Source organism: Mycobacterium sp. NGS57, assembly GCF_059812405.1.
The window spans coordinates 47302-72245 of sequence record NZ_JCALCP010000013.1; the positions used below are offsets into that span (position 1 = coordinate 47302).

The window sequence follows — 24944 nt, forward strand, 5'->3', positions numbered from 1 at the left end:
GTCGTGTTCAGTCCGTTGAGCTGGCGAAGGCGGTCGGGGAGCCGACGCCGCTGCGAAGGCTTCCGTCGAGGTAGGCGGCGCGGCACGCGCGGCGCCCGATTTTGCCGCTGGAGGTGCGCGGAATCGTGCCGGCCTGCACCAGCAGCAGGTCGCGCACGGTCACCCCGTGACGCACCGCGATGGCGGCCCGGATGTCGTCGGCGATGGGTTGGTAGTCGAGCTTGTGCGTGCCGGCGGCGCGCTCGGCGACGATCACCAGCTGCTCGGAGGTGTCCTCGGCGTCGTACTTGATGCCGGCGTGCGGGTTGTCGAACACCACCTGCGGCAGCTGGTTGGCCGGTACCGAGAAGGCGGCGACGTAGCCGGTCCGCAGTGCCCGGCTGGCCTCCTGCGCCGAGTACTCCAGGTCCTGCGGGTAGTGGTTGCGGCCGTCGATGATGACCAGGTCCTTGATCCGGCCCGCTATATAGAGGTGGTCGTTGAAGTAGGTGCCGTAGTCACCTGTGCGCACCCACTGGCCATCGTCGGCCGCGCCCTCGGCGTGCGACTGGCTGATCCGCGACTTGAGGATGTTCTTGAAGGTCTCGGTGGTCTCGGCTTCCTTACCCCAGTAGCCGACGCCCAGGTTCTTGCCGTGCAACCAGATCTCGCCGATGTGTCCGTCGGGCAGCTCGCTGGCCGTGTCGGGATCGACGATGACCGCCCACTCGTCGACGCCGATGACGCCCGCGGAAACCTGCGCGACGGCGTTGGGCGCGTCGGCGGGAACCTCGACGAAACGCTGGTTGTTCAGTTCGTCGCGGTCGACGTGGATGACGGTCGGCGCCTCGTCCATCGGGGTGGTCGAAACGAACAGCGTCGCCTCGGCCAGCCCGTAGGACGGCTTGATCGCCGTCTCGCGCAGGCCGTAGGGCGCGAACGCCTCGTAGAACTTGCGCATCGACGCCGGGGAGACCGGCTCGCTGCCGTTGAGGATCCCCTTGACGTTGCTGAGGTCCAGCGGCGGCTCCCCCTCCTTGGGCACGCCGCGCACCGCGGCATGTTCGAAGGCGAAGTTCGGCGCCACGGTGAAAACCTCGCAATCCGGGGCGTCGTCGGGCTTGCGCGCCATTTCCCGGATCCAACGGCCGGGCCGGCGCACGAACGCGGCCGGGGTCATGAACGTGAAGTTGTGGCCGAGCACCGGCGACAGCAGCGCCGTGATCAGGCCCATGTCGTGGAAGAACGGCAGCCAGCTCAGGCCGCGGTCGCCCTCCTTGCCCTCCAGCCCGACCAGCACCTGCAGCACGTTGGTGGGCAGGTTGAGGTGCGTGATCTGCACGCCGGTCGGGGTCCGGGTGGAGCCCGACGTGTACTGCAGGTAGGCGATCGTGTTCTCGTCCGCCTCGGGCTCCTGCCAGGTGGCGGCGACCTCGTCGGGCACCGCGTCGACGGCGATGACGCGGGGGCGTTCTTTGGCCGCCCGGGCGCGGATGAACTTGCGGACACCTTCGGCGGCCTCGGTGGTGGTCAGGATCGTCGAGGGGGAGCAGTCGTCGAGCACGGCGTGCAGGCGGCCGACGTGGCCGGGCTCGCTGGGGTCGAACAGGGGCACCGCGATCCGGCCGGCGTACAGGGCGCCGAAGAAGGCGATCAGGTAGTGCAGGTTCTGCGGGCACAGGATGGCGATGCGGTCGCCCGGCTGGGTGACCTGCTGCAGGCGGGCGCCCACCGCACGGTTGCGGGCGCTGAAGTCGCGCCAGACGATGTCGCGGGCCACCCCGTCGCGCTCGGTGGAGAAGTCGATGAACCGATACGCCAGCCTGTCGCCGCGAACCTTCGCCCACTTCTCAACGTGACGAACCAGGTTCGTGTTGTCCGGGAACCTGATTCTTCCATTCACGATGAACGGGTTGTGGTACGCCATGCCGCCTCTCCTGTCACAACCTATTGATGCCGGCTACGCCGACGGGTCCTCTATACACGAGCCAGCGGGGACACGCTCGGGGCGCCGGTCCGTGCTGGCTTGGGCCCTTATCGGGGACGCGACGACGTTCTCGATTGCTCTTAGTTTTCTCTTAATGTTAAGGGTCGCCTCGCGGCAGGCCAAATCACAAGGTACCGCCGATCACGCTTGGCAAGCAGGTAGGTAACGGCTGTGTCCACTGTGTCCGCCCCCGCCCATTCGCATCCGGCCGAGCCCTATCCATGTTTGGGGTGCGGCGCGTTTTGGATCAGACCGCGCGCCCAATTCAGCGTCCAATCGGTCGCCGGCGCCCCGTCCAGGTTCCAGAACTGCGTCGTGGCATACAGCGCGTGGACGGGTTGGCCGGCGCCGCCGGCCAGGGTGTTCAGCGTGGCAGGCAGGTTGGCGACGCTGAAGGCCTCGTTCGGCGCGGAGCAGATCAGGTCGCCGGGGGCGCAGATTTCGTTGGTCTTGCCGTTCAGCGCCCCGAACCCGCCCGGCCGCTCGCCGGTCATGGTCAGGCCGAGCCCGGACAGCACCGGCACCTCGTGCAGGGTGATCTCGGCGCCCTGTCCCGGCGGGTTGGGCCCGACGTCGTTGCCCACCCCCTCCTGGCGGCGGCCGTCAGCGATCAACGTCACACCGAGGACCAGGTCGTCGTCGACGGGGCCGCGCCCGTTGCCGATGTCGCTGGCGATGTCGCCGGCGATCACCGCGCCCTGGGAGAAGCCCAGCAGCACGTAGCTGGTCAACGGGCACTTGTCGTTCATGTCGGCCATCGCCTTGACGGTCGCGCGGGTGCCTTCGGCCCGGCTGTCGTTGTAGGACATCTGCGGGTCGCCGCTGAGCGGATTGTGGAACTGCGCCGTGTACGGCACCGTGAACGTCTGCACCCGCGACGCCGGGAACTGCTGCGCGATCTCCGCGGTCGCGTTGTGCAGCAGCGCATTTGGAAATTGCATCGGGTTGAGCGGGTCGTCCTGCACCGACGACTCCCACGTGCCGGGCACGTTGATCAGCTGCACGTCCGGGCACGACGCGTCCTGGAACGCCGGCCGCGGCTTGTGCGGACGGCTGGTCGTCGACGACGGCGGCAGAATCCCGGGCGGCACCGCGCTGGGCGGGGTGTCGGGGCCGCGCAGCAGCAACACCACCGCCACCACGACCAGCAACACGACAGCGGCCACCGCCAGGGCGGCAATCCAGGCCAGGATCCGGTGGCGTTTCCGCCGCGCGCTCGTCGTCATGTTCTCCCGCTAGCAGGGTCGGTAGGTCGCGGCTCGATCAACGCCGCGGACGTCCGTCCCGCCCGCTGCCGCGACCCCCTACACGGTACCGGCGTTTTCAGCCGGCCTATCCCGTGCCGACGACTACCGGATGGCCCCGACGATGTCGCCGGACATGGCCCCCAGCTGGCCCGACCACGAGCCCCAGCCGTTGTCGCCGCCGCCGGGGAAGTCGAAGTGTCCGTTGTGCCCGCCGACGGAGCGGTACTGCTGGTAGAACATTCGGCTGTTGCCCATCGCCTGGCCGGCCTGGCCGATCATCGCGGCGTCGTCGCCGCCCATGTTGGTGGGGCTGTAGACCCACACGCGAGTGTTGTTCTGCGCCAGCAGCGCGACGTGCACGTAGGGGTCGTGCCATTTCCACCGGCCCAGCTGCGGCGCCCCCCACATGCCGTTGCCGTCCACGCCGCCGAACTGCTGCAGCCCGGCCAGGATCGCGCCGTTGGTCGTGGTGTCCGACGGGTAGAGGAACCCGGACAGCGAGCCGGCGAAGCCGAAACGGTCCGGGTGGAAGGCCGCCAGCGCCATCGCGGCGTAGCCACCCTGGGACGCGCCGACGGCGGCATGGCCCCCGGGCGCGAGGCCTTTGTTGGCGGCCAGCCAGTCGGGCAGCTCGCTGGACAGGAACGTGTCCCACTGCTTGCTGCCGTCCTGCTCCCAGTTGGTGTACATGCTGAACGCGCCGCCGGCGGGCGCCACCACCGAGATCCCCTTGCCGCCCAGCGTGTTCATCGCGTTGCCGGCGGTCACCCAGTTGCTCACGTCCGGGGCCGCGTTGAAGGCATCCAACAGGTAAACGGCGTGCGGACCGCCGCCCAGGAAGGCCACCGGGATGTCGCGGCCCATCGCCGCCGACGGCACCATCAGGCTCTCGTAGCCCGCCGCCCGCGCCGTGCCGAACGGCCCCAATAAAGGCGAGGCGGGCGCGGCGACCGCCAGTCCGACCGCCAGCACGGCCACCCAGAACAATCGAAGAAGCGCTGACATACCCCGCACGACCGTCATGTCCACCCTCCATCGTCTAGTCGCTGAAAGCACATTAGCCAGCGGCCAAGTTCCCCCGACCGCGGGGTAGTGAAACACGTCACACCCGGCCCAAACGACTGGCCGGGCCGAGGGGTCCGGCGGCGGGGCGCAGCGCCGGCTTTTCCGGCCACGGCGTTGAGTGTGAATCCTGGCCTTTCGGCGTGAACCCTGGGCGGGGCTTTCAGCCCGGTTTGCGCCCACGCTGCACAATCGAAGCCGAGGATTCACAGCCGATGGCGGGACTGTTGCGTTGGCTCCCGGCCAAAAACAACTGGCGGCGGAGACCCCGAAGGATTCCGCCGCCAGTCGCGTTGCTCGGTGCTCTCTCTTAGGTGCCCTGCCCCTGGTTGCCCGCGGCCGCGGCGGTGGCCGGGCCGGCGCCCGGCGTCGCGCCCAGCGTCGACTGCAGGTCGCCCTTCATGGCGTTGAGCTGGGAACCCCAGTACGGCCAGTCGTGGGTGCCATTGGCGTCGAAGTTGAAGATCGCGTTGTGGCCGCCGGCGCCGTTGTACGCCTCCTGGAACTTCAGGTTGGAAGTCCGCACGAAGCCCTCGAGGAACTTCGCCGGCAGGTTGTCGCCACCCAGGTCCGACGGCTTGCCGTTGCCGCAGTAGATCCAGATGCGGGTGTTGTTCGCGACCAGCTTGCCGACCTGCAGCGACGGGTCGTTGCGCTGCCACGCCGGGTCCTCCTTGGGGCCCCACATGTCGGCGGCCTTGTAGCCACCGGCGTCACCCATGGCCAGGCCGATCAGCGACGGGCCCATGCCCTGCGACGGGTCCAGCAGCGCCGACAGCGAGCCGGCGTAGACGAACTGGTTCGGGTGGTAGGCGGCCAGGATCAGCGCCGACGAGCCCGCCATCGACAGGCCGACGGCGGCGCTGCCGGTCGGCTTGACCTGCTTATTGCTCTGCAGGTACGCCGGCAGTTCGCTGGTCAGGAAGGTCTCCCACTTGTACGTGGTGCAGCCGGCCTTGCCGCAGGCGGGCTTGTACCAGTCGGAGTAGAAGCTGGACTGCCCACCGACCGGCATGACGACCGAGATGCCCGACTGGTTGTACCACTCGAACGCGGGGGTGTTGATGTCCCAGCCGTTGTAGTCGTCCTGCGCGCGCATCCCGTCGAGCAGGTACAGCGCCGGCGAGTCCGCGCCGCCACTCTGGAACTGAATCTTGATGTTGCGGCCCATGGCGGCCGAGGGAACCTGCAGGTACTCCACCGGCAGACCTGGGCGCGAGAACGCCCCAGCGGTCGCCGAGCCCCCCACGGCGCCAATCAGACCCGATAGCAGGGCCGCACCAACGGCACCCACCATGAGCCGGCGCGGCATCCCAGCCGCGGCGCCCCGAAACCTGTCGACAAGCGTCATTCTTGCTTCCTCATCCTTCCGGCCTTACGGCGCACTCAACCGATTCGGCGCAACCTCGAATTGGTTCGGACTGCATACGCGTCCTGATCGCCCGGTTCCTCCTCGGGCCCTCGTCGGCCCGCATCGTCACCGCGCTCAGCGCAGCAGTGCCCGTGTAGTCAACCACATCTTCGGTCGTGGGCCCTCATCGAGCGGCTCAGGCAAACCGTGATCCGGCGCACCTTCCCAATTTCCTGCGCGCCAAACAATCCCGTTTCCGATCGCAATTACGCATGTGCCCGGCGCGCGTCGGCCACAGGTGAGGGCATAGATGCGAAGTTGCTGGCAACGCCGGCCGGAGAGCTGCGCCGGAGCGGTTCGAGATCGGTGGAAAAAAATTTTCCGGCCGGGCCGCCCTCACTCGTGGGGAGGCGGCGGTATCGGCTCCGGAACCGGCAGCCCGCACCTGGCGAGCTCGTAGAGCGGAACGCGATCGATGCGGTACTTGGTGAACTCGAAGGAGTGCACGACGTTGGACACGAAGCGGTGCAAGGTCATTGGGGCCCGCACCGAACTGAGCACCGCTTGGGTCTCGGGGCATTTCAGGGCCGCCACGGCCTGGGCGACCCAATTCGCGTCCAGGTAGCCCGGGATTCCCGGATACATCTTGACCCACGGGCCGTCGGCGATCACCCAGTCCGGGAAGAGGTTCTTGTCGTGGCCGATGCGACCGTGTTTCAGCCGCTCGGTGTGCTGGGCAAGCGGGTTTGCCAGTCCGATCTGGTCGATCACCCGCACATCGAGCCCGACGTTCATGCCCAGCATGCCCAGGTTGGTGAAAAACACCGTGTGCTGGGGCTTTTGCGGCGTGTCGCCGTTCGGGTTGGTTCCCGGCGCGGGCTGCGCCATCGGCACCAGGTCCCATTGAATGTAGTTGCCCGACGGTAGCAGCAACGCCCCTTCCGGAGTGTTGTCGAGCGCCGTGAGAACGGCGGCCATCCGCGGGTAGTCGAGGTAGTCGGCGGCCGTCAGCGGGTGCGCGTGCCCGGTGGCCTGCGCATAGAACCGGCGCTCGTCGACGATCCCCGAATAGGTGACGTGGGTGGCGTCGTCGCCCATCCCGGGGGAGTTTGCTGCCCACAGCGACCACCCGGCCACACCGAGCCACAGAGCGCCCGCGGCACCGGCCACCCAATAGCCCGTTTCCCGCGAATAGTCCTGCCCGTCGGGGACGGCGACCGGGATGACCGCGACGGGGGCCAGCAAACAAAACACCGGGGCCAGCAGCACCCGAGCGTGCATGAAATCGCCGCCCTGCCGAATCCAGTAGAGGCCCTGCAGCAGCCCGCTGACCAGCACGAACGCCACCACGGCCGGCGGGCTTTGGACGGCGCGCGCCAAGCGGCCGTAGTCGGCGGCCCGGACGGGACGAAGGAACGACGGGCGCCGACGCGCCGCGACCATGAGGGCGCCCAACGGCACCAGCAGCACCACCGGCACCCACACCGCGTAGGGCGCGTCGAAGTTCGAGAGGTAGATCATCCCCTGCGACCACTTGTCGCCGGCGGCGTCCTTGGCCAGCGCGGTGCCCGGGACCAGCAGCCCGTAGTAGCCCATCCGGAAGATCTCGTAGGCGACCGGCACGAATCCGCCCGCCACCACGACCAAAACGCGGCGTCCCCGGGTGCGGGCCGCGACCAGCATCATGATCAGCGCGAGCCCGCCCATCAGCGCCAGCTCCGGCCGGACCAGGACGCTGAACCCGGCGACAAACGCCAGGGCGCCGAGGAACAACGGGCTGTCCGGCCGGCCGCGGACCGGCTGCGCCCAGCACACCATCATCCACCACAGCAATCCCAGATAGGCCAGCATCAGGCCGCTCTCCAGGCCGGAGGTGGCAAAGTCACGCGCCGGTGGCAGCGCGATGTAGACCAGCGCCCCGGCGGGCACCACGATCGCCCGCCGACCCCGCAGGCCGGGCGCGTACAACCGGCCCGTGCCCAGCATCAACAGGGCCACACCCAGCAACGAAAGCCCCAGGGCCAGGGCCAGGGCCACGTATTCCATGCGCAGCGGCCCGCCGATCCAGCTGCCGACGTAGACCAGGTACGTCCACGCCGTGGACGTGTTCGCCTCGATCCGCTCGCCCTGGTTGAAGACCGGGCCGTTACCGGCCAGCAAATTGCGCACCGTGCGCAGCACGATGAGCCCGTCGTCGGCGATCCAGCGCCGCTGCCAGGCCCCCCAGGCGAACAGGACGGCCACCAGCGCCACGCTGCCCCAGAGGCTGACCCGGACCCAGGCGTGGTAGCGGAACAGCACCCGGCGCATCACACCCAGCTTCAGCGCCTTCAGGTCGGTGCTAGCCGAAGGCAACGGCGGCCCCGACCGTCGCGATCCACGCCACCGCCAGCAGCTGCAAGACACGGTCGCGCAGCGCGATGTCCTCGGGCTCGCCGGCCAGGCCGCCGTCGACGTCGACCGCGTAGCGCAGGATCGCGATGGTCCAGGGGACCATCGACACCGTGAACCAGCCCGCCGAGCCGTGGTCGCGCTCGAAGGCCCACAGCCCGTAGCACATCACCACCGCGGTGGCCGACAAAGTCCAGACGAAGCGCAGGTAGGTGCCCGTGTAGCTCTCCAGCGCCTTGCGGATCGCGGCGCCGGTGCGCTCGGCCAGTTGCAGCTCGGCGTAGCGCTTGCCGGCCACCATGAACAGCGACGCGAACGCCGCCACCAGCAAGAACCACTGCGACAGCCGGGTGTCGGTGGCCGCACCCCCGGCGATGGCGCGGATCAAATACGCCGACGACACGATGCAGATGTCCACCACCGCTTGGTGTTTGAGGCCGAAGCAATACGCCAGCTGCATGCCGAGGTAGACCGCCATCACCACGGCGAGGTTGGGCGTCAACCACCAGGCCACGCCGAGCGACGCCACCGCGAGCACCACGGCCAGGGTGTACGCCAGCCATTCGGGCACCACGCCCGCCGCGATCGGGCGGAACCGTTTGGTGGGGTGTTCGCGGTCGGCCTCGACGTCCCGGACGTCGTTGACCAGGTACACCGCGGAGGCCGCCAGGCTGAACACCACGAAGGCCACCAGCACCTGGAGGCCCAGCAGGCCGTAGTCGTAGCGGTAGCCGCGGCCCGCTGCGCTCAGCGGCGCCGCCAGCACCAGCACGTTCTTCACCCACTGCCGCGGGCGTATCGCCTTGACCACGCCGGCGATCAGGTTCCCCGGCGGCCCGACAACCACGTCGTCACTCACTTGTGCGGAACCTCTCGCCGATTCGACACACGATCCCGGCGACGGTGGCGCCGAGGGCCGCGCCGCAGGCCACGTCGCTGGGATAGTGCACGCCCAGCAGTATCCGCGACAGCGCCATGGGGGGAACGAGCAGCGCCGGAAGGGGCAGGCCGGTGGCCCGGCCCATCAGGATGGCCGCGGCCGTGGTGGAGGTGGCGTGCGCCGACGGGAAGCTGAGCGGGCTGGGCGTGCCGACGTTGACCGCGACGGCCGGGTGATGCGGCCGTTTGCGGCGCACCAGCCGTTTGACCAGCACCGCCGCCGCATGCGCGACGAACGCGCCGGCCCCCGCCGCCAGCCACTCCCGGCGCTGTGCCGGCATCAGCAGCGCTCCGAGCGCCGCCACCACGAGCCACCCGATGCTGTGCTCGCCGAAGTGGGACAGCCCGCGCGCCGCGGTCAGGACGCCGGGCCGGTCGGCCAGCGCCGACTGAACGGCCACCAGCGCGGCCACTTCACCGCGCGGGGCGTCTGACGGGGGGACTTCAGCCATGTCTCGGCTCGTCGTGGGCCAGGGTCAGGACCGTTTCCCACTTCTGCTTGCTGGACAGCACCGGCAGTGCCTCGCGGTACACCCGCCGCATCTCGTCGAACCGGCTTGCCAGCTGCCGCTGCCGCCGCACGGACTGCAACAGCAGCGACACCATCTTCGCCCGGTCGCGCTGGCGGTAGACCACCCCGCACCCGTCGGCGGTGGTGACCGTGGCCCCGTCGAGGGTGCACAGCCGGAACCAGCGCGCGTCCTGGGTCGCGACGTTGAACTCCGGGCGCCGGTGCGCTTCGGGGTCGGCCTTCGTCATGTTGTGCACGATTCCGCGCGCCAGCCGGTAGCCGATGGACACCGGGTTGACCGGTGGCTTCATCGCCTTGCTCTGGTGCCGGGGCGGGGGCAGTTCGCTCGCCGCCGGCAGCACGACGGCGTCGGGGTATTTTTTGCGCAGGCGGTGCACGTCGGGCAGCGCGCTTTCCAGGATCGAGAAGATGTGTTCGGGGCCGGCCAGGAAGTCGTCGATGGCCTTGTTCTGGATCGCCACGGTCGAATATTCAAGGCAGGCAAGGTGTTTCAGCGTGGCCTTGAGGTGGCTGCGGACCAAGCCGGCGATGTCGCCGTCCCAGTGCATCGCGGCGACCACCAGCCGGTTGCGCAGATGGAAATAGGCCTGCCAGTCGATGGCGTCGTCCTTGTCGCTCCAGGCCATGTGCCAGATCGCGGCGCCCGGCAGGGTCACCGTCGGGTACCCGTGCTCGGCGGCCCGCAGGCCGTAGTCGGCGTCGTCCCACTTGATGAACAGCGGCAACGGCTGCCCGAGCTCCTCGGCGACCTGCCGCGGGATCATGCACGTCCACCAGCCGTTGTAGTCGACGTCGATGCGGCGGTGCAGCAGCTTGCTGCGTTCGCTGTCGTCGTTCAACGGATATTCGGCGAAGTCGTGGTCGTACTCCGCGTGCGGCGCGGCGGTCCACATGAAGTTCGACGGGTTGACGACCTCGCCCATGATGTGCAGGTGCGACGGCTCCTGCAGGTTGAGCATCTGGCCGCCCACCAGCATCGGGGTCCTGGCGAAGCGGTGCATCGCCAGCACCCGCAGGATCGAGTCGGGCTCGATGCGGATGTCGTCGTCCATGAACAGGATCTGTTGGCAGTCGGTGTTTTTCAGCGCCTCGTACATCACCCGGCTGTAGCCGCCGGAGCCGCCGAGGTTGGGCTGGTCGTGGATAGACAGCCGGTTGCCCAGCCGGGCGGCCGCGGCGGGGAAGTCGGGGTGATCGCGCACCTTGCGCACGCCTTGGTCGGGCACGATCACCGCCCCGATCACCTCGTCCACCAACGGGTCGGCGGTGAGCTCGGCCAGCGCGTTGGCGCAGTCGGCGGGGCGGTTGAACGTCGGGATGCCGACGGCGATGTTGGCCTTGACCGGGGCCGGCTCGGTCGCATACCAGCCGCCGCCGAGCAGGGTGACGTCCGCGTCGGTGTTGACGTCGAACCAGATCCAGCCGCCGTCCTCGAACGGCCGCAGCGACACCTCGATCTCGACGACGGCGGGTTCGTCTTCGGCGCCGGAGAATTGGCGTCCCTCCACGAAGATGCGCGCACCGGTGGCCTTGGTGCGGTAGACGTCGACGCGGCCCGCCCCGGTCATCTCGACGCGCAGCACCACCGACTGGCAGATCGACCAGCGCCGCCAGTAGCTGGCCGGGAACGCGTTGAAGTACGTGGCGAACGACACCTCGGACTCCGCGCCGATCTGCAGCGAGGTCCGCGACGTCGCATGCGCGCGGCGGGCATTGGTGGTCGACTCCTCCAGGTACAGCTTGCGCACGTCGAGGGGCTCGCCCGGGCGCGGCAGGATGATCCGGGAAAGCAAACTCACAGCAGTCATTTACGCGCGCACCTCGATGTTTCCGTCCTTTTCCACCAGCGGGGCGCCCTCGCGCAGGTGCGGCGCGAGGGTGTTGTCGTACATGTTCAGGGCGCTGGCGATCGCCATGTGCATATCCAGATATTGGTAGGTGCCCAGCCGGCCACCGAACAGCACCTTCGATGACGCGGTCTCGGACTTCGCCCGCGCCCGGTAGGCGGCCAGCAAGGCGCGGTCGGCCTCGGTGTTGATCGGGTAGTAGGGCTCGTCGTCGTCTCCGGCGAAGCGGGAGTACTCGCGCATGATCACCGTCTTGTCGGCCGGATAGTCACGCTCGGTGTGGAAGTGCCGGAATTCGTGGATGCGGGTGTACGGCACGTCGGGATCGTTGTAGTTCATCACCGGTGTCCCCTGGAAATCGCCGGTCGGCAGCACCTCGACCTCGAAGTCCAGGGTGCGCCAGCCGAGGCGGCCGTCGGCGTAGTCGAAGTAGCGGTCCAGCGGGCCGGTGTAAACGACGGGGGCCGACGGGGACTCTTGGCGCAGCTGGTCGCGCACGTCGAACCAGTCGGTGTCCAGCCTGACCTCGATGCGGTCGTCGTCGGCCATCTTGGTCAGCCACGCCGTGTAGCCGTCGAGCGGCAGTCCCTCGTAGGTGTCGCTGAAGTACCGGTTGTCGAAGGTGTAGCGCACCGGCAGCCTGCTGATGACGGCCGCCGGGAGCTCAACGGGGTCGGTCTGCCACTGCTTGGCCGTGTAGCCCTTGACGAACGCCTCGTAGAGCGGCCGGCCGATCAGCGAGATGGCCTTCTCCTCGAGGTTTTTCGCGTCCGCGGTGTCGATCTCGGCTGCCTGCTCGGCGATCAGCCGCCGCGCTTCGTCCGGGGTGAAGTACTTGCCGAAGAACTGCGACACCAGGCCCAGCCCCATCGGGAACTGGTAGGCCTGGCCGTTGTGCATCGCGAACACCCGGTGGCGGTAGTCGGTGAACTCGGTGAACTGCCGCACGTAGTCCCAGACCCTCTTGTTAGAGGTGTGGAACAGGTGGGCGCCGTACTTGTGCACCTCGATGCCGGTCTGCGGCTCGGCCTCCGAGTACGCGTTGCCCCCGATGTGCGGGCGCCGTTCGACGACGAGCACGCGCTTCCCGAGTTGGGTAGCCACGCGCTCGGCAATGGTCAGGCCGAAGAATCCGGAGCCGACGACGAAGAGGTCAAAGCGACCAGGCGGAGAAGTCATCGGTTGCTTAGGGTATCCGACCGCGCCGGCCTAACCCATTTGGCGAGGCCCGGAAGTCGGAATTAGGCCAGGTGCCAATCACTTTCGGGGGCCCCTGGACGGGCCCGGGACCGCGGTCACGGTCGTAGTCGCAATTACCTCACGATTCAATCTCAGCACTCCAGTCACAGAAATCTCACTCGTACCATCGACTCTGTGTGCTTCATGCCGGATAGGACGGGCAGGACACGCCGACACAACAAGCAGTGCAAATAGTTGTCCAGATTGAGGAGACTTCCGTGCCGAACCGACGCCGACGCAAGCTTTCGACAGCCATGAGCGCGGTCGCCGCCGTGGCAGTGGCGAGTCCTTGCGCATACTTCCTGGTTTACGAGTCGACCGCCGACAGCAAGCCGGCCGAGCACCACGAGTTCAAGCAGGCCGCGGTGATGAACGACCTGCCGGGCGAGCTGATGGGCGCCCTGTCGCAGGGGCTGTCGCAGTTCGGGATCAACCTGCCGCCGGTGCCCGCCCTGACCGGCACCGGTACCGGCGCTTCGGGCCTGGGCACCACGGGCCTGACGAGTCCGGGTCTCACCAGCCCGGGGCTGACCAGTCCCGGCCTGACCAGCCCGGGCTTGACGAGCCCGGGGCTGACGAGCCCGGGGCTGACGAGCCCGGGTCTGACGAGCCCGGCCCTGGCGAATCCCGGGCTGCCGCCCATCACCCCCGGGGTCACCACGCCGGGCGCGGCGGCGGTCCCGACGGTGCCCACAGTGCCGGCCGCGGGGCTCAACCCGGCGCTGGCCAACCCCGGGCTGACCAGTCCGGCGGGCCTCACCCCGGGCATCGGCAGTCCCACGCTCACCCCCAGCGAGGTGCCCATCGACTCGACGACCGGCTTGGACCCGGGCGTCGGCGGCACGTACCCGATCCTCGGTGACCCCTCGACGCTCGGCGGCGGTTCGCCGATCGCGTCCGGCGGCACCGGGGGCGGCACCGGCGGCGGTGGCGGGCTGATGAACGACTTGATGCAAGCCGCCAACCAGCTGGGCGCCAACCAGGCCATCGACCTGCTCAAGGGCCTGGTGATGCCGGCCATCACGCAGGGCATTCAGCAGAGTGCCGCGGGCGCGCCGGGTGCCGCCGCAGGCGCCCTGCCGGCCGCCGCCGGCGCCGCGACGGCGCTGCCGGGCGCGGCGGGCGCGCTGCCGGCCGCCGCGGGTGCCCTGCCGGGCGCCGCCGCTGCGCTGCCTGGTGCCGCCGGTGCCTTGCCGGGTGCCGCCGGTGCGCTGCCGGCCGCGGCGGGCGCCCTGCCGGGTGCAGCGGCCGCGGCCCCGGGTGCCGTCGCGGGTGCCCTGCCGGGTGCCGCGGCCGCGGCCCCGGGTGCTGTCGCCGGTGCGCTGCCGGCCGCGGCGGGCGCGCTGCCGGCCGCCGCGGGCGCCGTGCCGGGTGCCACCGGGGCGCTGACCGGCGCGGCCGCGCCGGCCCTGCCGCACTAGGCCTCGTAAAAACGGGAGGAACCTGTCCCCTGACGGCACCGCAGAGTCGCCCCTCTGCGGTGCCGTCGAACAGGTTTTCGTGGAGTTTTAACGGCCCAACCCTCGTGTCGCCTCATTATTAACATGAGAAACACACGTAACATCAGCTGGTGTCGTCCCGCAGCCGCGCGCCAACGATGTTGCTCACCGCCATCGCGGCAACCGTCCTCATCGTCTCGTGGATCGGCGACGCGACCCGCGACCGTGACACCCCCGAGCCGGCCGGGCCCCGCGACACCCAGCTCGCCGAGCAGCCGTTGATCGGACTCGGCGGCGGGGTCACGGTTCGCGAGCTCGGCCAGGACACCCCGTTCTCGTTGGTGGCGCTCACCGGCGACCTCGCCGGCACGTCCACCCGGGTGCGCGCGAAGCACGCCGACGGTTCCTGGGGGCCCTGGTATCAGACCGAGTACGAAACCGCGGCCCCCGATATCGGACCAGCCGGCCCCGCGGGGCCGGGCGGGCCGAGCGAGGGCCCGCGCAGCACGGATCCGGTGTTCGTCGGCGCCACCACGACGGTCCAGATCGCGGTCACCCGGCCGATCGACGCCCCGGTAACCCAACCGCCGGCGGCCGCCCGGACGAACGAGGACCTGGGATACCGGCCGGCCTCCAAGGAACAGTCCTTCGCGCAGAACATCTCCGCGATCCTCATCTCGCCGCCGCAGGCGCCGGCCCGGACGCAGTGGACGCCGCCGTCGGGGGTCATGATGCCCGGCCAGCCGCCCAGCATCATCAGCCGGGCGGAATGGGGTGCCGACGAGTCGCTGCGCTGCGGTAGCCCCCAGTACGACAACGGAATTCGCGCCGCGGTCATCCACCACACCGCCGGCAGCAACGACTACTCCCCGCTGGAATCGGCCGGCATCGTCAAGGCGATCTACACCTACCACAGCAAGACGTTGGGCTGGTGCGACATCGCGTACAACGCGCTGGTCGACAAGTACGGCCAAGTGTTCGAGGGCAGTGCCGGCGGCCTGACCAAGGCCGTCGAGGCCTTCCATACCGGCGGATTCAACCGCAACACGTGGGGCGTGGCGATGATCGGCAACTTCGACGACGTGGCCCCGACACCGATCCAGCTGCGCACCGTGGGCCGGCTGCTGGGCTGGCGGCTCGGCATGGACAGTGTCGACCCCAAGGGCACGGTGGCACTGGAATCGGCCGGTAGCCACTACACGACCTTCCCGGCCGGCGCCGTCGCGAATCTACCCACCATTTTTACCCACCGCGACGTCGGAAACACCGATTGCCCGGGCAATGCCGCCTACGCGCTGATGGACGAAATCCGGGACATCGCCTCGCATTTCAACGATCCACCTGAGGAGCTGATCAACGCGCTGAAGGGCGGTGCGATCTACGAGCACTGGCTGGCGATCGGCGGCATGAACAGCGTCCTGGGCGCACCCACCTCGCCGGAAGACGACGCGGCCGGGGGCGCCCGCTTCGCCACGTTCGCCAAGGGCGCGATGTACTGGTCGCCCGAGATCGGCGCGGAGCCGGTGACCGGGGCCATCTACGACGCCTGGGCGTCGCTTAGCTACGAGCGGGGCCCGCTCGGGCTGCCGACCAGCGCGGAAATACAAGAGCCCCTGCGCATTACGCAGAACTTCCAGCACGGCACCCTGAACTACGAGCGGCTGACCGGCAACGTCAGCGAGGTCGTCGACGGGATCACGACGCCACTGTCGGCGCAGCCCCCGAGCGGACCTGAGGTACCGCCCGAACACTTCTCGCTGCCGTCGCATCCCGCCGCGACCTGAAAGTTTCAGGCGTTTCCCACCGAGGCGTGGTCCAGGTCACATACGCTCGAGGTGCCCCGGAACGGCGGCGCCGCGGGGAGCGAGTCGAGGGGAGACGGCCGTGTCGTTCGTGGTCACAGAACCGCAGCTGATGACGGCCGCGGCCGAAAACCTGGCGGGCATCCGGTCGAGCCTGGGGGAGGCGGCCGCCGCCGCGGCGGCACCCACGACGGGCGTCGCCGCCGCCGCCGCCGACGACGTGTCCGCGGCGATCTCGCAGCTGTTCGGCGCGTACGGGCGGCAATTCCAGGCCGCCACCGCGCAGGCGGCGGCGTTCCATGACGAGTTCGTGAGCCTGTTGAACGGCGGCGCGGCGGCCTATCTCGGCACCGAGGTCGCCAACGCCGAGCGGGCTCTGCTGGGCGCCGCGTTGCCGGCATCGAACGCAGCCGCCGCGGTGGTTCCGGGCGGCGCGTACGGGCAGCTCATCGCCAACACGACCGCCAACCTGGAAGCCCTTTTCGGCACCTGGAGCGCCGACCCGTTCCCGATCCTGCGCCAGGTCGCGGTCAACCAGCTGGGTTACTGGCAGCAGATCGCGGCCGCGCTGACCAACACCATCGGAAACTTCCCCGCCCTGGTGGCGAACCTGCCGGCGGCCATCCAGGCCGGCATCCAGCAGCTCGTGACCTTCCCGTACGCCGCCTACATCCAGCAGTTCGTCGCCGCGCAGATCGGCTTCGCCCAGAGTTTCGCCACGAACCTCAACGCCGCGGTCACCGGCATCATCGCCGGCTGGCCCGCTTTCCGAGACGGGCTTCAGGTGGCGTGGCAGGCGGTCCTGGCGGGCAATTACTACGGCGCGGTGCAGGACGTCGGGCAGGCCTTCGCGAATCTGCTGGTGACCGGGGCCGATCCGGGCACCCCGACCATCAATCTGGTGAGCTTCGACATTCGCAGTCTCACTGCCACCCTGACCGCCACGGTCAATCCCACACTGCTCGGCCCGCTGGGGAATCTGTTCGCCCTGGGAAACATCCCGGGGCAGGATGCGCAGTACCTCACCGACCTGATGCCGCCGTCCATCCTCCGGCAGATGTCGCAGAATTTCACCAACGCGCTCAATGTGCTGACCGTCCCCAGCATTTCGGCGACCGCGACCATGCGGGTGCCTCTCCTGGGGCTTCAATCGACCACCGGGACGCTCAGCGCCTACTTCGGCCTGCCGCTGGTGCTCACCTACGCCGCGGCGGGCGCGCCGTTCGCCGGATTGGAGGGGCTTGCCACCTCCGCGACCGCGGTGCAGCAGGCGCTGCTGGCCGGCAACCCCGTGGGCGCGCTGACTGCGCTGGCGGAAGCGCCGGCCGTCGTGGCGAACGGCTTCCTCAACGGCGAGACCATCGTGGATATGACCATCCCGGTCCCAGTAAACTTCACGGTGCCGATTATCGGCCCCGTCAGCTTCACCCTGCCGATCATCCTGCACCTGCCCTTCGACGGCCTCCTCGTTCCGCCCCACCCGCTCACCGCGACAATCGATTTCAGCGTCCTGCCGGGTGGGGTACCGGTTCCGGTCACCATCTTCGGCACGCCGTTCATGGGCCTGGGCCCGCTGCTGGTCAACTACATACCCCAGCAGATCGCGGCGGCCATCGCACCGACCGGATAGCGTTAGAGCCACCAGCGTTCCAGCACCCGGCCCACCCCGTCGTCGGTGTTGGGCGCGGTGACCTCGTCGGCGACGGCCAGCACGTCGGGATGCGCGTTGCCCATGGCCACGCCGTGGCCGGCCCACCGCAGCATGGGTAGGTCGTTGGGCATGTCGCCGAACGCCACCACCTCGGTGCTGGTGATGCCCATCGGTTTGGCGACCTCCTCGACGCCGCTCGCCTTGCTGATCCCCAGCGGCACGATCTCCACCAGCCCGTTGTTGGTGGAGTAGGTGATATCACCTTCGATGCCAACGTGTTTGGCGAGCGCGGCGGCCATGTCCGCGCTGCGCGCCCCGCTCTTGCGGATCAGCAGTTTGACCGCGGGCGCGCTGAGCAGGTCGTCGATCGACACCTCGGTGTTGTCCGGGTTGAGCCACGCGTGCTCGTAGCCCGGCGAGCTGACGAACTGCGGCGTTGCCGTGTCATGGGCGCGCTCACCGATCCGCTCGACGGCCAGACCCGCGCCCGGGATGACCCGGGTCGCCAGCTCGGCGAGCTCGGCCAGGGCGTCGACCGCCAGTGTCCGCGCCGACAACACCCGGTCGGTGGCGGGATCGTAGAGGACGGCGCCGTTGGCGCACACCGTTATCGGCGCGAAACCCAGCGCGTCCACGACGGGACGTATCCAGCGCGGCGGACGCCCGGTCGCCACCACGAACTGCGCTCCATCGGCGACCGCGGCGCGCACCGCGCCGCGGGTGCGCGCGGAGATGGTTTCGTTTTCGTCGAGCAGGGTGCCATCGACGTCGCAGGCGATCAGCGCCGGCGAGCGCATTGTGAAGTCACTTTGAAGTCATCGAGATTGATCTGCCTTGCCGCTCTTAGTGCAATCCGCTCTGTGTTTGCCCCGGCCGCGTCACACCGTCGGTCCCGTACTTTTGCATACGCTGCTGCAGTTCGACCAACCGGATCTCCCGGGAATCCTCCTGGTTCGGGGCGCCACCACCGAGGCGCCGCGGCACCCAGTACTCGCCGCCGGGGTGGGGATACTCCTCCTGCACCCGGTACAGCAACGCGTTCATCGCCTGTCGCAACGCGGCGTTGAGTTGCTCGGCGGTTCCCTGCGGCTGCACAGGGCGCCCCACGGCCACGGTGATCGGAACCTTGTTGCGCAGCACCTTCTTCGGGTGATCTTTGGGCCAAATCCGGTGGGCCCCCCAGACGATCGTCGGGATCAGCGGCACTTGCGCCTCCAGCGCCATGCGCGCGGCGCCGGTCTTGAACTCCCTGAGCTCATAGCTGCGGCTGATCGTGGCCTCCGGATGCATCCCGATGAGCTGGCCCTCGCGCATCCGCTGTACGGCCACGTCGAACGCGTCGTGTCCCGACCGGCGGTCGACCGGGATGAGCCGGGCGTGCTTGATCACGTAGTTGACCACCTTCACGTCGGCCATTTCGGCCTTGATCATGAAGTACATGCGGCGTCCGCGCTCCTTGACGGCGAGCAACGACGGGAGCCAGTCGAGGTAGCTGGTGTGGTTCTGGGCGAGCAGCGCACCGCCGCGCGCCGGGATGTTCTCCAAGCCCTGAAAAGTGAATCTCGTTCCCTGCATGGCCACGAGCGGCGGGACGATCCACTCGCCAAACCGGTAGAACGGCTCTGCCATGTCCTTCTCCTTGCGCTACCGCGACTGAGGCGGCGGGGTACGGTTGCCGCCCTTGCCGGCGGCTCGGGCCGCAGTCTCGTCGGCCTCGATCCGGGCAGCCTCGTCCATGGTCGGGGCGGCGCCGCCGAGCCGGTGCGGCACCCAGTACGCGCCCGCGGGATGCGGATACCGGTCCTGCGCCCGGTGCAGCAGCGTCGTCATCGATGCGCGCAGGGCGTCGGTGGTGGACGCGGTGTCGTTGCCCGCGCGCACCGGCTCACCCACCGCAACGGTGATCGGCACCCGGTTGCGGACGAGGTGCCGCGGGTGGTCCTTGGTCCAGATGCGCTGCGCGCCCCAGACGATCACCGGGACGATCGGCACGCCCGCTTCGGTGGCCATCCGGGCCGCGCCCGTCTTGAATTCCTTGAGCTCGAAGCTGCGGCTGATGGTGGCCTCGGGGTAGACGCCGACCAGCTCGCCCTCGCGCAGGCGCCGCACGGCGACCGCGTAGGCGTCCGCCCCCGCGCCGCGGTCCACCGGAATGGTGCGGGTGCGTTTGATCAGGAAGTTGACCATCTTCACCTGCTGCATCTCGGCCTTGATCATGAATCGGAGCCGACGGTGCCGCCGGTGCGCGGCCAACGCCGCGGGCAGGAAGTCGACGTAGCTGGTGTGGTTGATCGCGATCACCGCGCCGCCGCGATCCGGGATGTTCTCCTCGCCGGTGTAGGTGATGTGGGTGCGGGTGGCGAAGACGACTAGCTGGGCCAAGACCTCGAGGATGCGAAACGTGGGCTCCGCCATCGGCTACTGCTCCGGCGCCCCAGCGGCCCGGGCGCGATGGGCCGCGCGGGCGGCGGCCTCATCGGCCTCCAGGCGCGCCGCGTCAGCTAACGACGGCGCGCCGCCGCCGAGCCGGTGCGGCACCCAGAACTCCCCGGCCGGGTGGGGCCCATAACGCTCTTGGGCCCGCTCCAGCAAATGCTGCATCCGCGAATGCAGTAGCGCCCGCAATTCGTCGATGGCCAGCGTCGGTTGAATCGGTTCCCCCACCACCACCACCACGGGCACCTTGGGCCGCACCAGCTTTTTGCGGTGGCCCTTGGTCCAGATCCGCTGCGCACCCCAGACAATGTGCGGAACGATCGGCACCCCCGCCTCGACCGCCATCCGCGCGGCCCCCGATTTGAACTCTTTGATTTCGAAGCTGCGGCTGATCGTGGCCTCCGGGTAGACCCCGACCAGCTCGCCGTCCTTGAGGTTTCTGACGGCGGCTTCATAGGACGCGGCGCCGTCGCCCCGATCCACCGGGATATGCCGCAGGCTGCGCATGATCGGCCCGGTGATCTTGTGGTCGAACACCTCCCGCTTGGCCATGAACCGCACCTTGCGGCCGAGGCCCTGCCGGTAGGCGGGCAGGCCCGCGAACGTGAAATCCAGGTAGCCGGTGTGGTTGATCGCGATGACGGCGCCGCCGCTCTTCGGTAGGTTCTCGACGCCCTCTACCGCGATCTTGAGACCCTGGATGCGCCATATCAACCGGGCAAGCCGAATGGCGGTCCCGTATGCCGGTTCCACAGCACTTAGCCTAGTGCCACCGGGCGGGCGCCGCGTGAGCCGGAAAACGCGGGCAGCGGCGCGCTAAGCTCGGGGGCTGAGACCCCGTCCACCGTCTGTCCCCCCGAAAGGTATTTGTGCAGGTCACCAGCGTAGGCCACGCCGGATTCCTGGTTCAGACCCACGCGGGCAACATCCTTTGTGACCCCTGGGTCAATCCCGCCTACTTCGCGTCCTGGTTCCCCTACCCGGACAACAGCGCGCTGGACTGGGACCGGTTGGGCGACTGCGACTACCTGTACATCTCGCACCTGCACAGGGATCACTTCGACGCCAGGAACCTGCGCGAGCACGTCAACAAGGATGCGGTGGTGCTGCTGCCCGACTTCCCGGTGCCCGACCTGCGAAACGAGTTGCAAACGCTGGGGTTTCATCGGTTCTTCGAGACCACCGACTCGACCAGGCACCGCATCGACGGGCCCAAGGGCGCGCTCGACGTCATGATCATCGCGCTGCGCGCCCCGGCCGACGGCCCGATCGGCGACTCGGCGCTGGTGGTTTCCGACGGCACCACAACGGTTTTCAACATGAATGACGCCCGGCCGGTGGACCTGGATGTGCTCGATGCCTTCGGCCCCGTGGACGTGCACCTGCTGCAGTACTCCGGGGCGATCTGGTACCCGATGGTCTACGACATGCCGGCCCGCGCCAAGGAATCCTTCGGCACCCAGAAACGGCAGCGGCAGATGGACCGCGCCCGCCAGTACATCGCCGACGTGGGGGCGAGCTGGGTCGTGCCGTCGGCGGGGCCGCCGTGCTTTTTGGACGCCGAGTTGCGCCACCTCAACGACGACCACGGCGACCCGGCCAACATCTTCCCCGACCAAATGGTCTTCCTGGAGCAGATGCGCGCGCACGGGCACGACGGCGGCCTGCTGATGATGCCCGGCTCGACCGCGGACGTCACCGGAGCCACACTGAATTCGCTTCGTCACCCCCTTCCGACCGACGAAGTCGAGGCCATCTTCACCACCGGCAAATCCGCTTACCTCGCCGACTACGCCGAGCGGATGGCCCCCGTGCTGGCCGCCGAGCGCGCCGGCTGGGCCCCCGCCACCGGCGAGCCGCTGCTCGACCAACTGCGCGCGCTGTTCGAACCGATCATGGCGCAAAGCGACGAGATCTGCGACGGCATCGGCTACCCCGTCGAGCTCGTCATCGGGCCCGAGACCGTGGTCCTGGACTTCCCGAAAAGATCGGTGCGCGAACGGATTCCCGACGAGAAGGTCCGCTACGGCTTCGCCATCGCACCGGAGCTGGTGCGCACCGTGCTGCGCGACAACGAACCCGACTGGGTCAACACCATCTTCTTGTCGACCCGCTTTGAGGCGTGGCGCGTCGGTGGCTACAACGAATACCTGTACACCTTCTTCAAATGCCTGACCGACGAACGGATCGCCTACGCCGACGGATGGTTCGGCGAGACCCACGACGACTCCGCGTCGATCACGCTGGACGGCTGGGAGATTCAGCGCCGCTGCCCCCACCTCAAGGCCGACCTGTCGAAATTCGGTGTGGTGGATGGCAACACGTTGACCTGTAACCTGCACGGCTGGCAGTGGCGATTGGACGATGGTCGCTGCCTGACCGCGCGCGGTCACCAACTGCGGAGCTCGAAGAAATGAACTTTTCCTACGATGACGGCCTGGTCCAGCTGGACCGGACGGCGATCACGTTGCGCCGCTACCACTTTCCGTCGGGTACGTCGAAGGTCATCGCGCTGGACACGATCCGCGGGTACCGGGCCGAGCCGTTGGGCAAATTCGTGCACCGGTTCCGGATCTGGGGCAGCTCCGACTTCCGCCGCTGGCTTCCGCTGGACGTGCAGCGGCCGTTGCGGTCGACGCTGGTCACGCTGGACGTCCCGGGCACCTGGCCCAGCCCCGCGTTCACGCCGGCGCGCGCCGAGGAGTTCCTCGCGCTGCTGGACGAACTGCTGAGCCGGCGCGGCTAGCGACCCAGATCGGCCAGCGCCTGCCGGGCGGCGTTGTAGCCGGGGATGAAGGTGATTCCCGGGCCGCCGTGGCAGCCGGCGCTGCCCAGGTACAACCCCTCGATTGGAATCGGTTGGCCGAGAAAGCCTTTCGGCCCAGGCCGGTTGGGTCCGATCTGGTTGGCGTTCAACAGCCCGTGGCAGTAGTCGCCGCCGGGGGCGCCGAACATCACCCCCATGTGCCGGGGCGTGAACGTGGTGTGCCGGGTGATGCTGGCTTCGAAATTCGGTGCGAGCCGGGTGATCTTGTCGATCACCCGCTGGCCCATCTCGACCTTCGCCTGGCCATAGCTTCCCGAGTCTCCCGAGTCCTGGCCCTCGATGGGGAACCACAGCGCGAATGCCGACGCGGCGTGCTTGCCCGCGGGCGCCAGGTCCGGGTCGTTTTGCGAGGGGATCTGCAACACCAGCGTCGGGTCGGCCGGGACGATCCCGCGCCGGCAGTCCTCCCACTGCTGCTGGACCTCCTCCGGGGTGCAGAAAATGCCGATGGACGCCTGCATGGCCGGGTCGTTGAGGGACTCGTACGGCGCGGCGAACCGCGGGGCCTCGTCCAGCGCGAAGTGCATCTGCAGGTAGCTGCCGCGGTGGTCGATGCGCGCGTAACGCTCACGGATGTCGGCGGGCAGCGCCGCGGGGTCGATCATCTCGTTGAGCGTGACGTCGGGCGCGATTCCGGAGACGACGATCGGCGCGGTGAACGTCTCGCCCGCCTCGGTGCGCACGCCGGTCACCCTCCCCCCGGAGACCAGGATTTCGGTCACCTTGGTGCGCAACAGCACCTCGCCGCCGTGGCGTTCCACCAGCTCCCCCAGGTGAGCGGTGAGCGCGCCGATGCCGCCGCGCAGCTTCTTCATCTGCATGGTGTCCCCGTCGGGAACGCCCAGCCCGAAGGCCAGCGCCGCCGCGCTGCCCGGGGTGGCCGGCCCCCGGTAGAGGGTGTTGACGGCCAGCACGGTCATCGAGCCGCGCAGCGCGCCGTGCTTCTCGCGGTCCGGCAGGTAGCGGTCCAACACATCGGTGACCGAGCCGAAGAGCATGTCGTCGATGGCCGAGCGCTCGAATTCGTTGGTGGCACAGGCATACATCTCGTCCAGGCTTTTGGGCGCCGTGCCGGCCTCGAATCGGCCCAGCGCCCGCGTCGGCGCCTGGCTCCACCCCATCAGCCCCGCCATCCCGTTGACGGCGTCGGCCCCGTGCACCTCGTTGAGGTGGGTGATCAACTTGATCGGGTCGCTGTACTGGACCAGCGGCTCGTCGCCGACGCCACGCAGCGCCACCGACATCACGTCCAGGTCGATGGTGGGCAGGGTGTCCAGGCCCAGCGCCTCGACAACCACCGACGACGTGGGGAACTGCACCGAGCCGGCGATCTCGAAGCGGTAGCCGTCGAAAAGCTCGACCGTGGAGGCCATCCCGCCGGCGTACAGCTTGGCGTCGAGGCAGACCGTCCGCAGCCCGGCCTTCTGCAGCAGCACCGCCGCGGCCAGCCCGTTGTGCCCGGCGCCGATGACGATCGCGTCGTATTCAGACATCTCGACCTCCCGCCCTGCAGGCTGGCATGGCACCAAAGTTTTGTCAATTATGACGAAACTACGGTCAGCCACGTGCCGGAGATGCCGTCGCGCAGCGCTTCGAGCGCGAGGTGCGACATCCGGGCCAGCTCGCCGAGGGATCGCTCGTTTCCGACCATCCAGGCCTCCATCGCCCCGAAGACCGCGGCGGCGATGCAGCGGGCGGTCACCGCGCTTCGCAGCCGGGCGTCGGGCGCGAGCTCCGTCGCCCGGCTACGTTTGCGCAGTTGCGCCTCGATGGCATCGGCGAGGTCTGCCTGCACGTCACGGATGTGGCGGACGATGCGGCCCTGGTCGAGGTCGCCGCCGCGCAGCGCCGCGATTTTCGTCACGGCCTCGACGTCGTAGGGAAACGCGAAGATGGCCGACTGGACGGAGTCGATCACGGGTTCGTCGGCGGGTCTCGCGTCCAGCGCGGCCCGAAACCAGTTGAGTCCGGTGTAGTCGGCGAACAGCAAGTCGTGCTTCGAGGCGAAGTGCCGGTAGAAGGTTCGCAGCGACACCCCGGCGTCCCCGGCGATCTGCTCGGCCGAGGTGTCCTCGACGCCCTGGGCCAAAAACCGCACCACGGCGGCCTGGCGCAGCGCCTCGCGGGTGCGTTCGCTGCGCGCGGTCTGCGCCGGCCGGACCATGTCAGCAAGGTACCAAGCAATGATTTTGGCGTCCCGCCGGTTTTGACATTA

The 24944-nt window shown here is 68.8% G+C and carries 19 protein-coding genes and 1 pseudogene; 5 read left to right on the top strand and 15 right to left on the bottom strand.

The genetic code is table 11. The features are described 5' to 3' along the window. Nucleotides 1-7: 7 nt before the first annotated feature. The 9 genes from fadD32 to glf form a co-directional block, all read right to left on the bottom strand. Nucleotides 8-1906 (bottom strand): long-chain-fatty-acid--AMP ligase FadD32, encoded by a 1899-nt coding sequence (fadD32, locus tag AC5Y43_RS21995; protein ID WP_499975993.1) that lies wholly within the window; start codon nt 1904-1906, stop codon nt 8-10. 275 nt (nt 1907-2181) lie between these two features. Then, nucleotides 2182-3192, bottom strand: coding sequence for a carboxylesterase Culp6 (gene culp6 / locus AC5Y43_RS22000; protein ID WP_499975994.1), 1011 nt, complete (start codon nt 3190-3192; stop codon nt 2182-2184). A gap of 123 nt (nt 3193-3315) precedes the next feature. After that, nucleotides 3316-4227 carry an esterase family protein gene (locus tag AC5Y43_RS22005; protein ID WP_499976078.1) on the bottom strand — a complete coding sequence of 304 codons (912 nt, stop codon included), beginning with the start codon at nt 4225-4227 and terminating at the stop codon, nt 3316-3318. Nucleotides 4228-4585: 358 nt separating this feature from the next. Continuing rightward, complete coding sequence (ag85A, locus tag AC5Y43_RS22010) at nt 4586-5626, bottom strand: diacylglycerol acyltransferase/mycolyltransferase Ag85A (RefSeq protein WP_499975995.1); 1041 nt, start codon at nt 5624-5626, stop codon at nt 4586-4588. Nucleotides 5627-6022: 396 nt separating this feature from the next. Further along, a complete protein-coding gene (aftB, locus tag AC5Y43_RS22015) occupies nt 6023-7981 on the bottom strand; it encodes a terminal beta-(1->2)-arabinofuranosyltransferase (RefSeq protein ID WP_499975996.1) in 1959 nt (652 codons plus the stop codon). Next, on the bottom strand, nt 7968-8876 hold the full coding sequence (locus AC5Y43_RS22020; RefSeq protein ID WP_499975998.1) for a decaprenyl-phosphate phosphoribosyltransferase: 909 nt from the start codon (nt 8874-8876) through the stop codon (nt 7968-7970). The genes aftB and AC5Y43_RS22020 overlap by 14 nt, the downstream gene beginning before the upstream one ends. Further along, nucleotides 8869-9408, bottom strand: coding sequence for a phosphatase PAP2 family protein (locus AC5Y43_RS22025; RefSeq protein WP_499975999.1), 540 nt, complete (start codon nt 9406-9408; stop codon nt 8869-8871). The genes AC5Y43_RS22020 and AC5Y43_RS22025 overlap by 8 nt, the downstream gene beginning before the upstream one ends. Continuing rightward, entirely contained in the window at nt 9401-11296 is a 1896-nt protein-coding gene (locus tag AC5Y43_RS22030; RefSeq protein WP_499976000.1) for a glycosyltransferase, read from the bottom strand. The genes AC5Y43_RS22025 and AC5Y43_RS22030 overlap by 8 nt, the downstream gene beginning before the upstream one ends. After that, nucleotides 11297-12514, bottom strand: a complete 1218-nt coding sequence (gene glf, locus AC5Y43_RS22035) for a UDP-galactopyranose mutase (protein ID WP_499976001.1) — start codon at nt 12512-12514, stop codon at nt 11297-11299. A gap of 278 nt (nt 12515-12792) precedes the next feature. Between glf and AC5Y43_RS22040 the strand changes: the two are divergent. The 3 genes and pseudogenes from AC5Y43_RS22040 to AC5Y43_RS22050 all read left to right on the top strand — a co-directional run. Continuing rightward, nucleotides 12793-13674: pseudogene (locus AC5Y43_RS22040) on the top strand (PirG); the annotation flags it as partial. A gap of 470 nt (nt 13675-14144) precedes the next feature. Next, nucleotides 14145-15797 carry an N-acetylmuramoyl-L-alanine amidase gene (locus AC5Y43_RS22045; RefSeq protein WP_499976002.1) on the top strand — a complete coding sequence of 551 codons (1653 nt, stop codon included), beginning with the start codon at nt 14145-14147 and terminating at the stop codon, nt 15795-15797. Between the two features lie 100 nt (nt 15798-15897). Next, on the top strand, nt 15898-17445 hold the full coding sequence (locus AC5Y43_RS22050; protein ID WP_499976003.1) for a PE family protein: 1548 nt from the start codon (nt 15898-15900) through the stop codon (nt 17443-17445). 2 nt (nt 17446-17447) lie between these two features. Here AC5Y43_RS22050 and AC5Y43_RS22055 read toward each other — a convergent pair whose 3' ends face one another. The 4 genes from AC5Y43_RS22055 to AC5Y43_RS22070 are packed head-to-tail and all read right to left on the bottom strand — an operon-like array spanning nt 17448 to nt 20655. After that, nucleotides 17448-18263: an HAD family hydrolase gene (locus AC5Y43_RS22055; protein ID WP_499976005.1), complete on the bottom strand. Its 816-nt coding sequence runs from the start codon at nt 18261-18263 to the stop codon at nt 17448-17450. A gap of 46 nt (nt 18264-18309) precedes the next feature. Continuing rightward, a complete protein-coding gene (locus AC5Y43_RS22060; RefSeq protein ID WP_499976006.1) occupies nt 18310-19095 on the bottom strand; it encodes a lysophospholipid acyltransferase family protein in 786 nt (261 codons plus the stop codon). Nucleotides 19096-19110: 15 nt separating this feature from the next. Continuing rightward, complete coding sequence (locus AC5Y43_RS22065; protein WP_499976007.1) at nt 19111-19881, bottom strand: lysophospholipid acyltransferase family protein; 771 nt, start codon at nt 19879-19881, stop codon at nt 19111-19113. 3 nt (nt 19882-19884) lie between these two features. Beyond that, nucleotides 19885-20655, bottom strand: coding sequence for a lysophospholipid acyltransferase family protein (locus AC5Y43_RS22070; RefSeq protein WP_499976008.1), 771 nt, complete (start codon nt 20653-20655; stop codon nt 19885-19887). A gap of 116 nt (nt 20656-20771) precedes the next feature. On the opposite strand from AC5Y43_RS22070, the gene AC5Y43_RS22075 reads away from it, so the two are divergent. Beyond that, on the top strand, nt 20772-22319 hold the full coding sequence (locus AC5Y43_RS22075) for a Rieske 2Fe-2S domain-containing protein (RefSeq protein ID WP_499976010.1): 1548 nt from the start codon (nt 20772-20774) through the stop codon (nt 22317-22319). Then, the gene (locus tag AC5Y43_RS22080; protein WP_499976011.1) at nt 22316-22648 is read left to right on the top strand and encodes a hypothetical protein; all 333 of its coding nucleotides are present in this window, start codon (nt 22316-22318) and stop codon (nt 22646-22648) included. The genes AC5Y43_RS22075 and AC5Y43_RS22080 overlap by 4 nt, the downstream gene beginning before the upstream one ends. Here the strand turns inward: AC5Y43_RS22080 and AC5Y43_RS22085 are convergent. Further along, nucleotides 22645-24222 (bottom strand): phytoene desaturase family protein, encoded by a 1578-nt coding sequence (locus tag AC5Y43_RS22085; RefSeq protein WP_499976012.1) that lies wholly within the window; start codon nt 24220-24222, stop codon nt 22645-22647. The two genes, AC5Y43_RS22080 and AC5Y43_RS22085, sit on opposite strands and share 4 nt — an antisense overlap. A gap of 47 nt (nt 24223-24269) precedes the next feature. After that, the gene (locus AC5Y43_RS22090) at nt 24270-24893 is read right to left on the bottom strand and encodes a TetR/AcrR family transcriptional regulator (RefSeq protein ID WP_499976013.1); all 624 of its coding nucleotides are present in this window, start codon (nt 24891-24893) and stop codon (nt 24270-24272) included. Nucleotides 24894-24944: the final 51 nt, after the last annotated feature.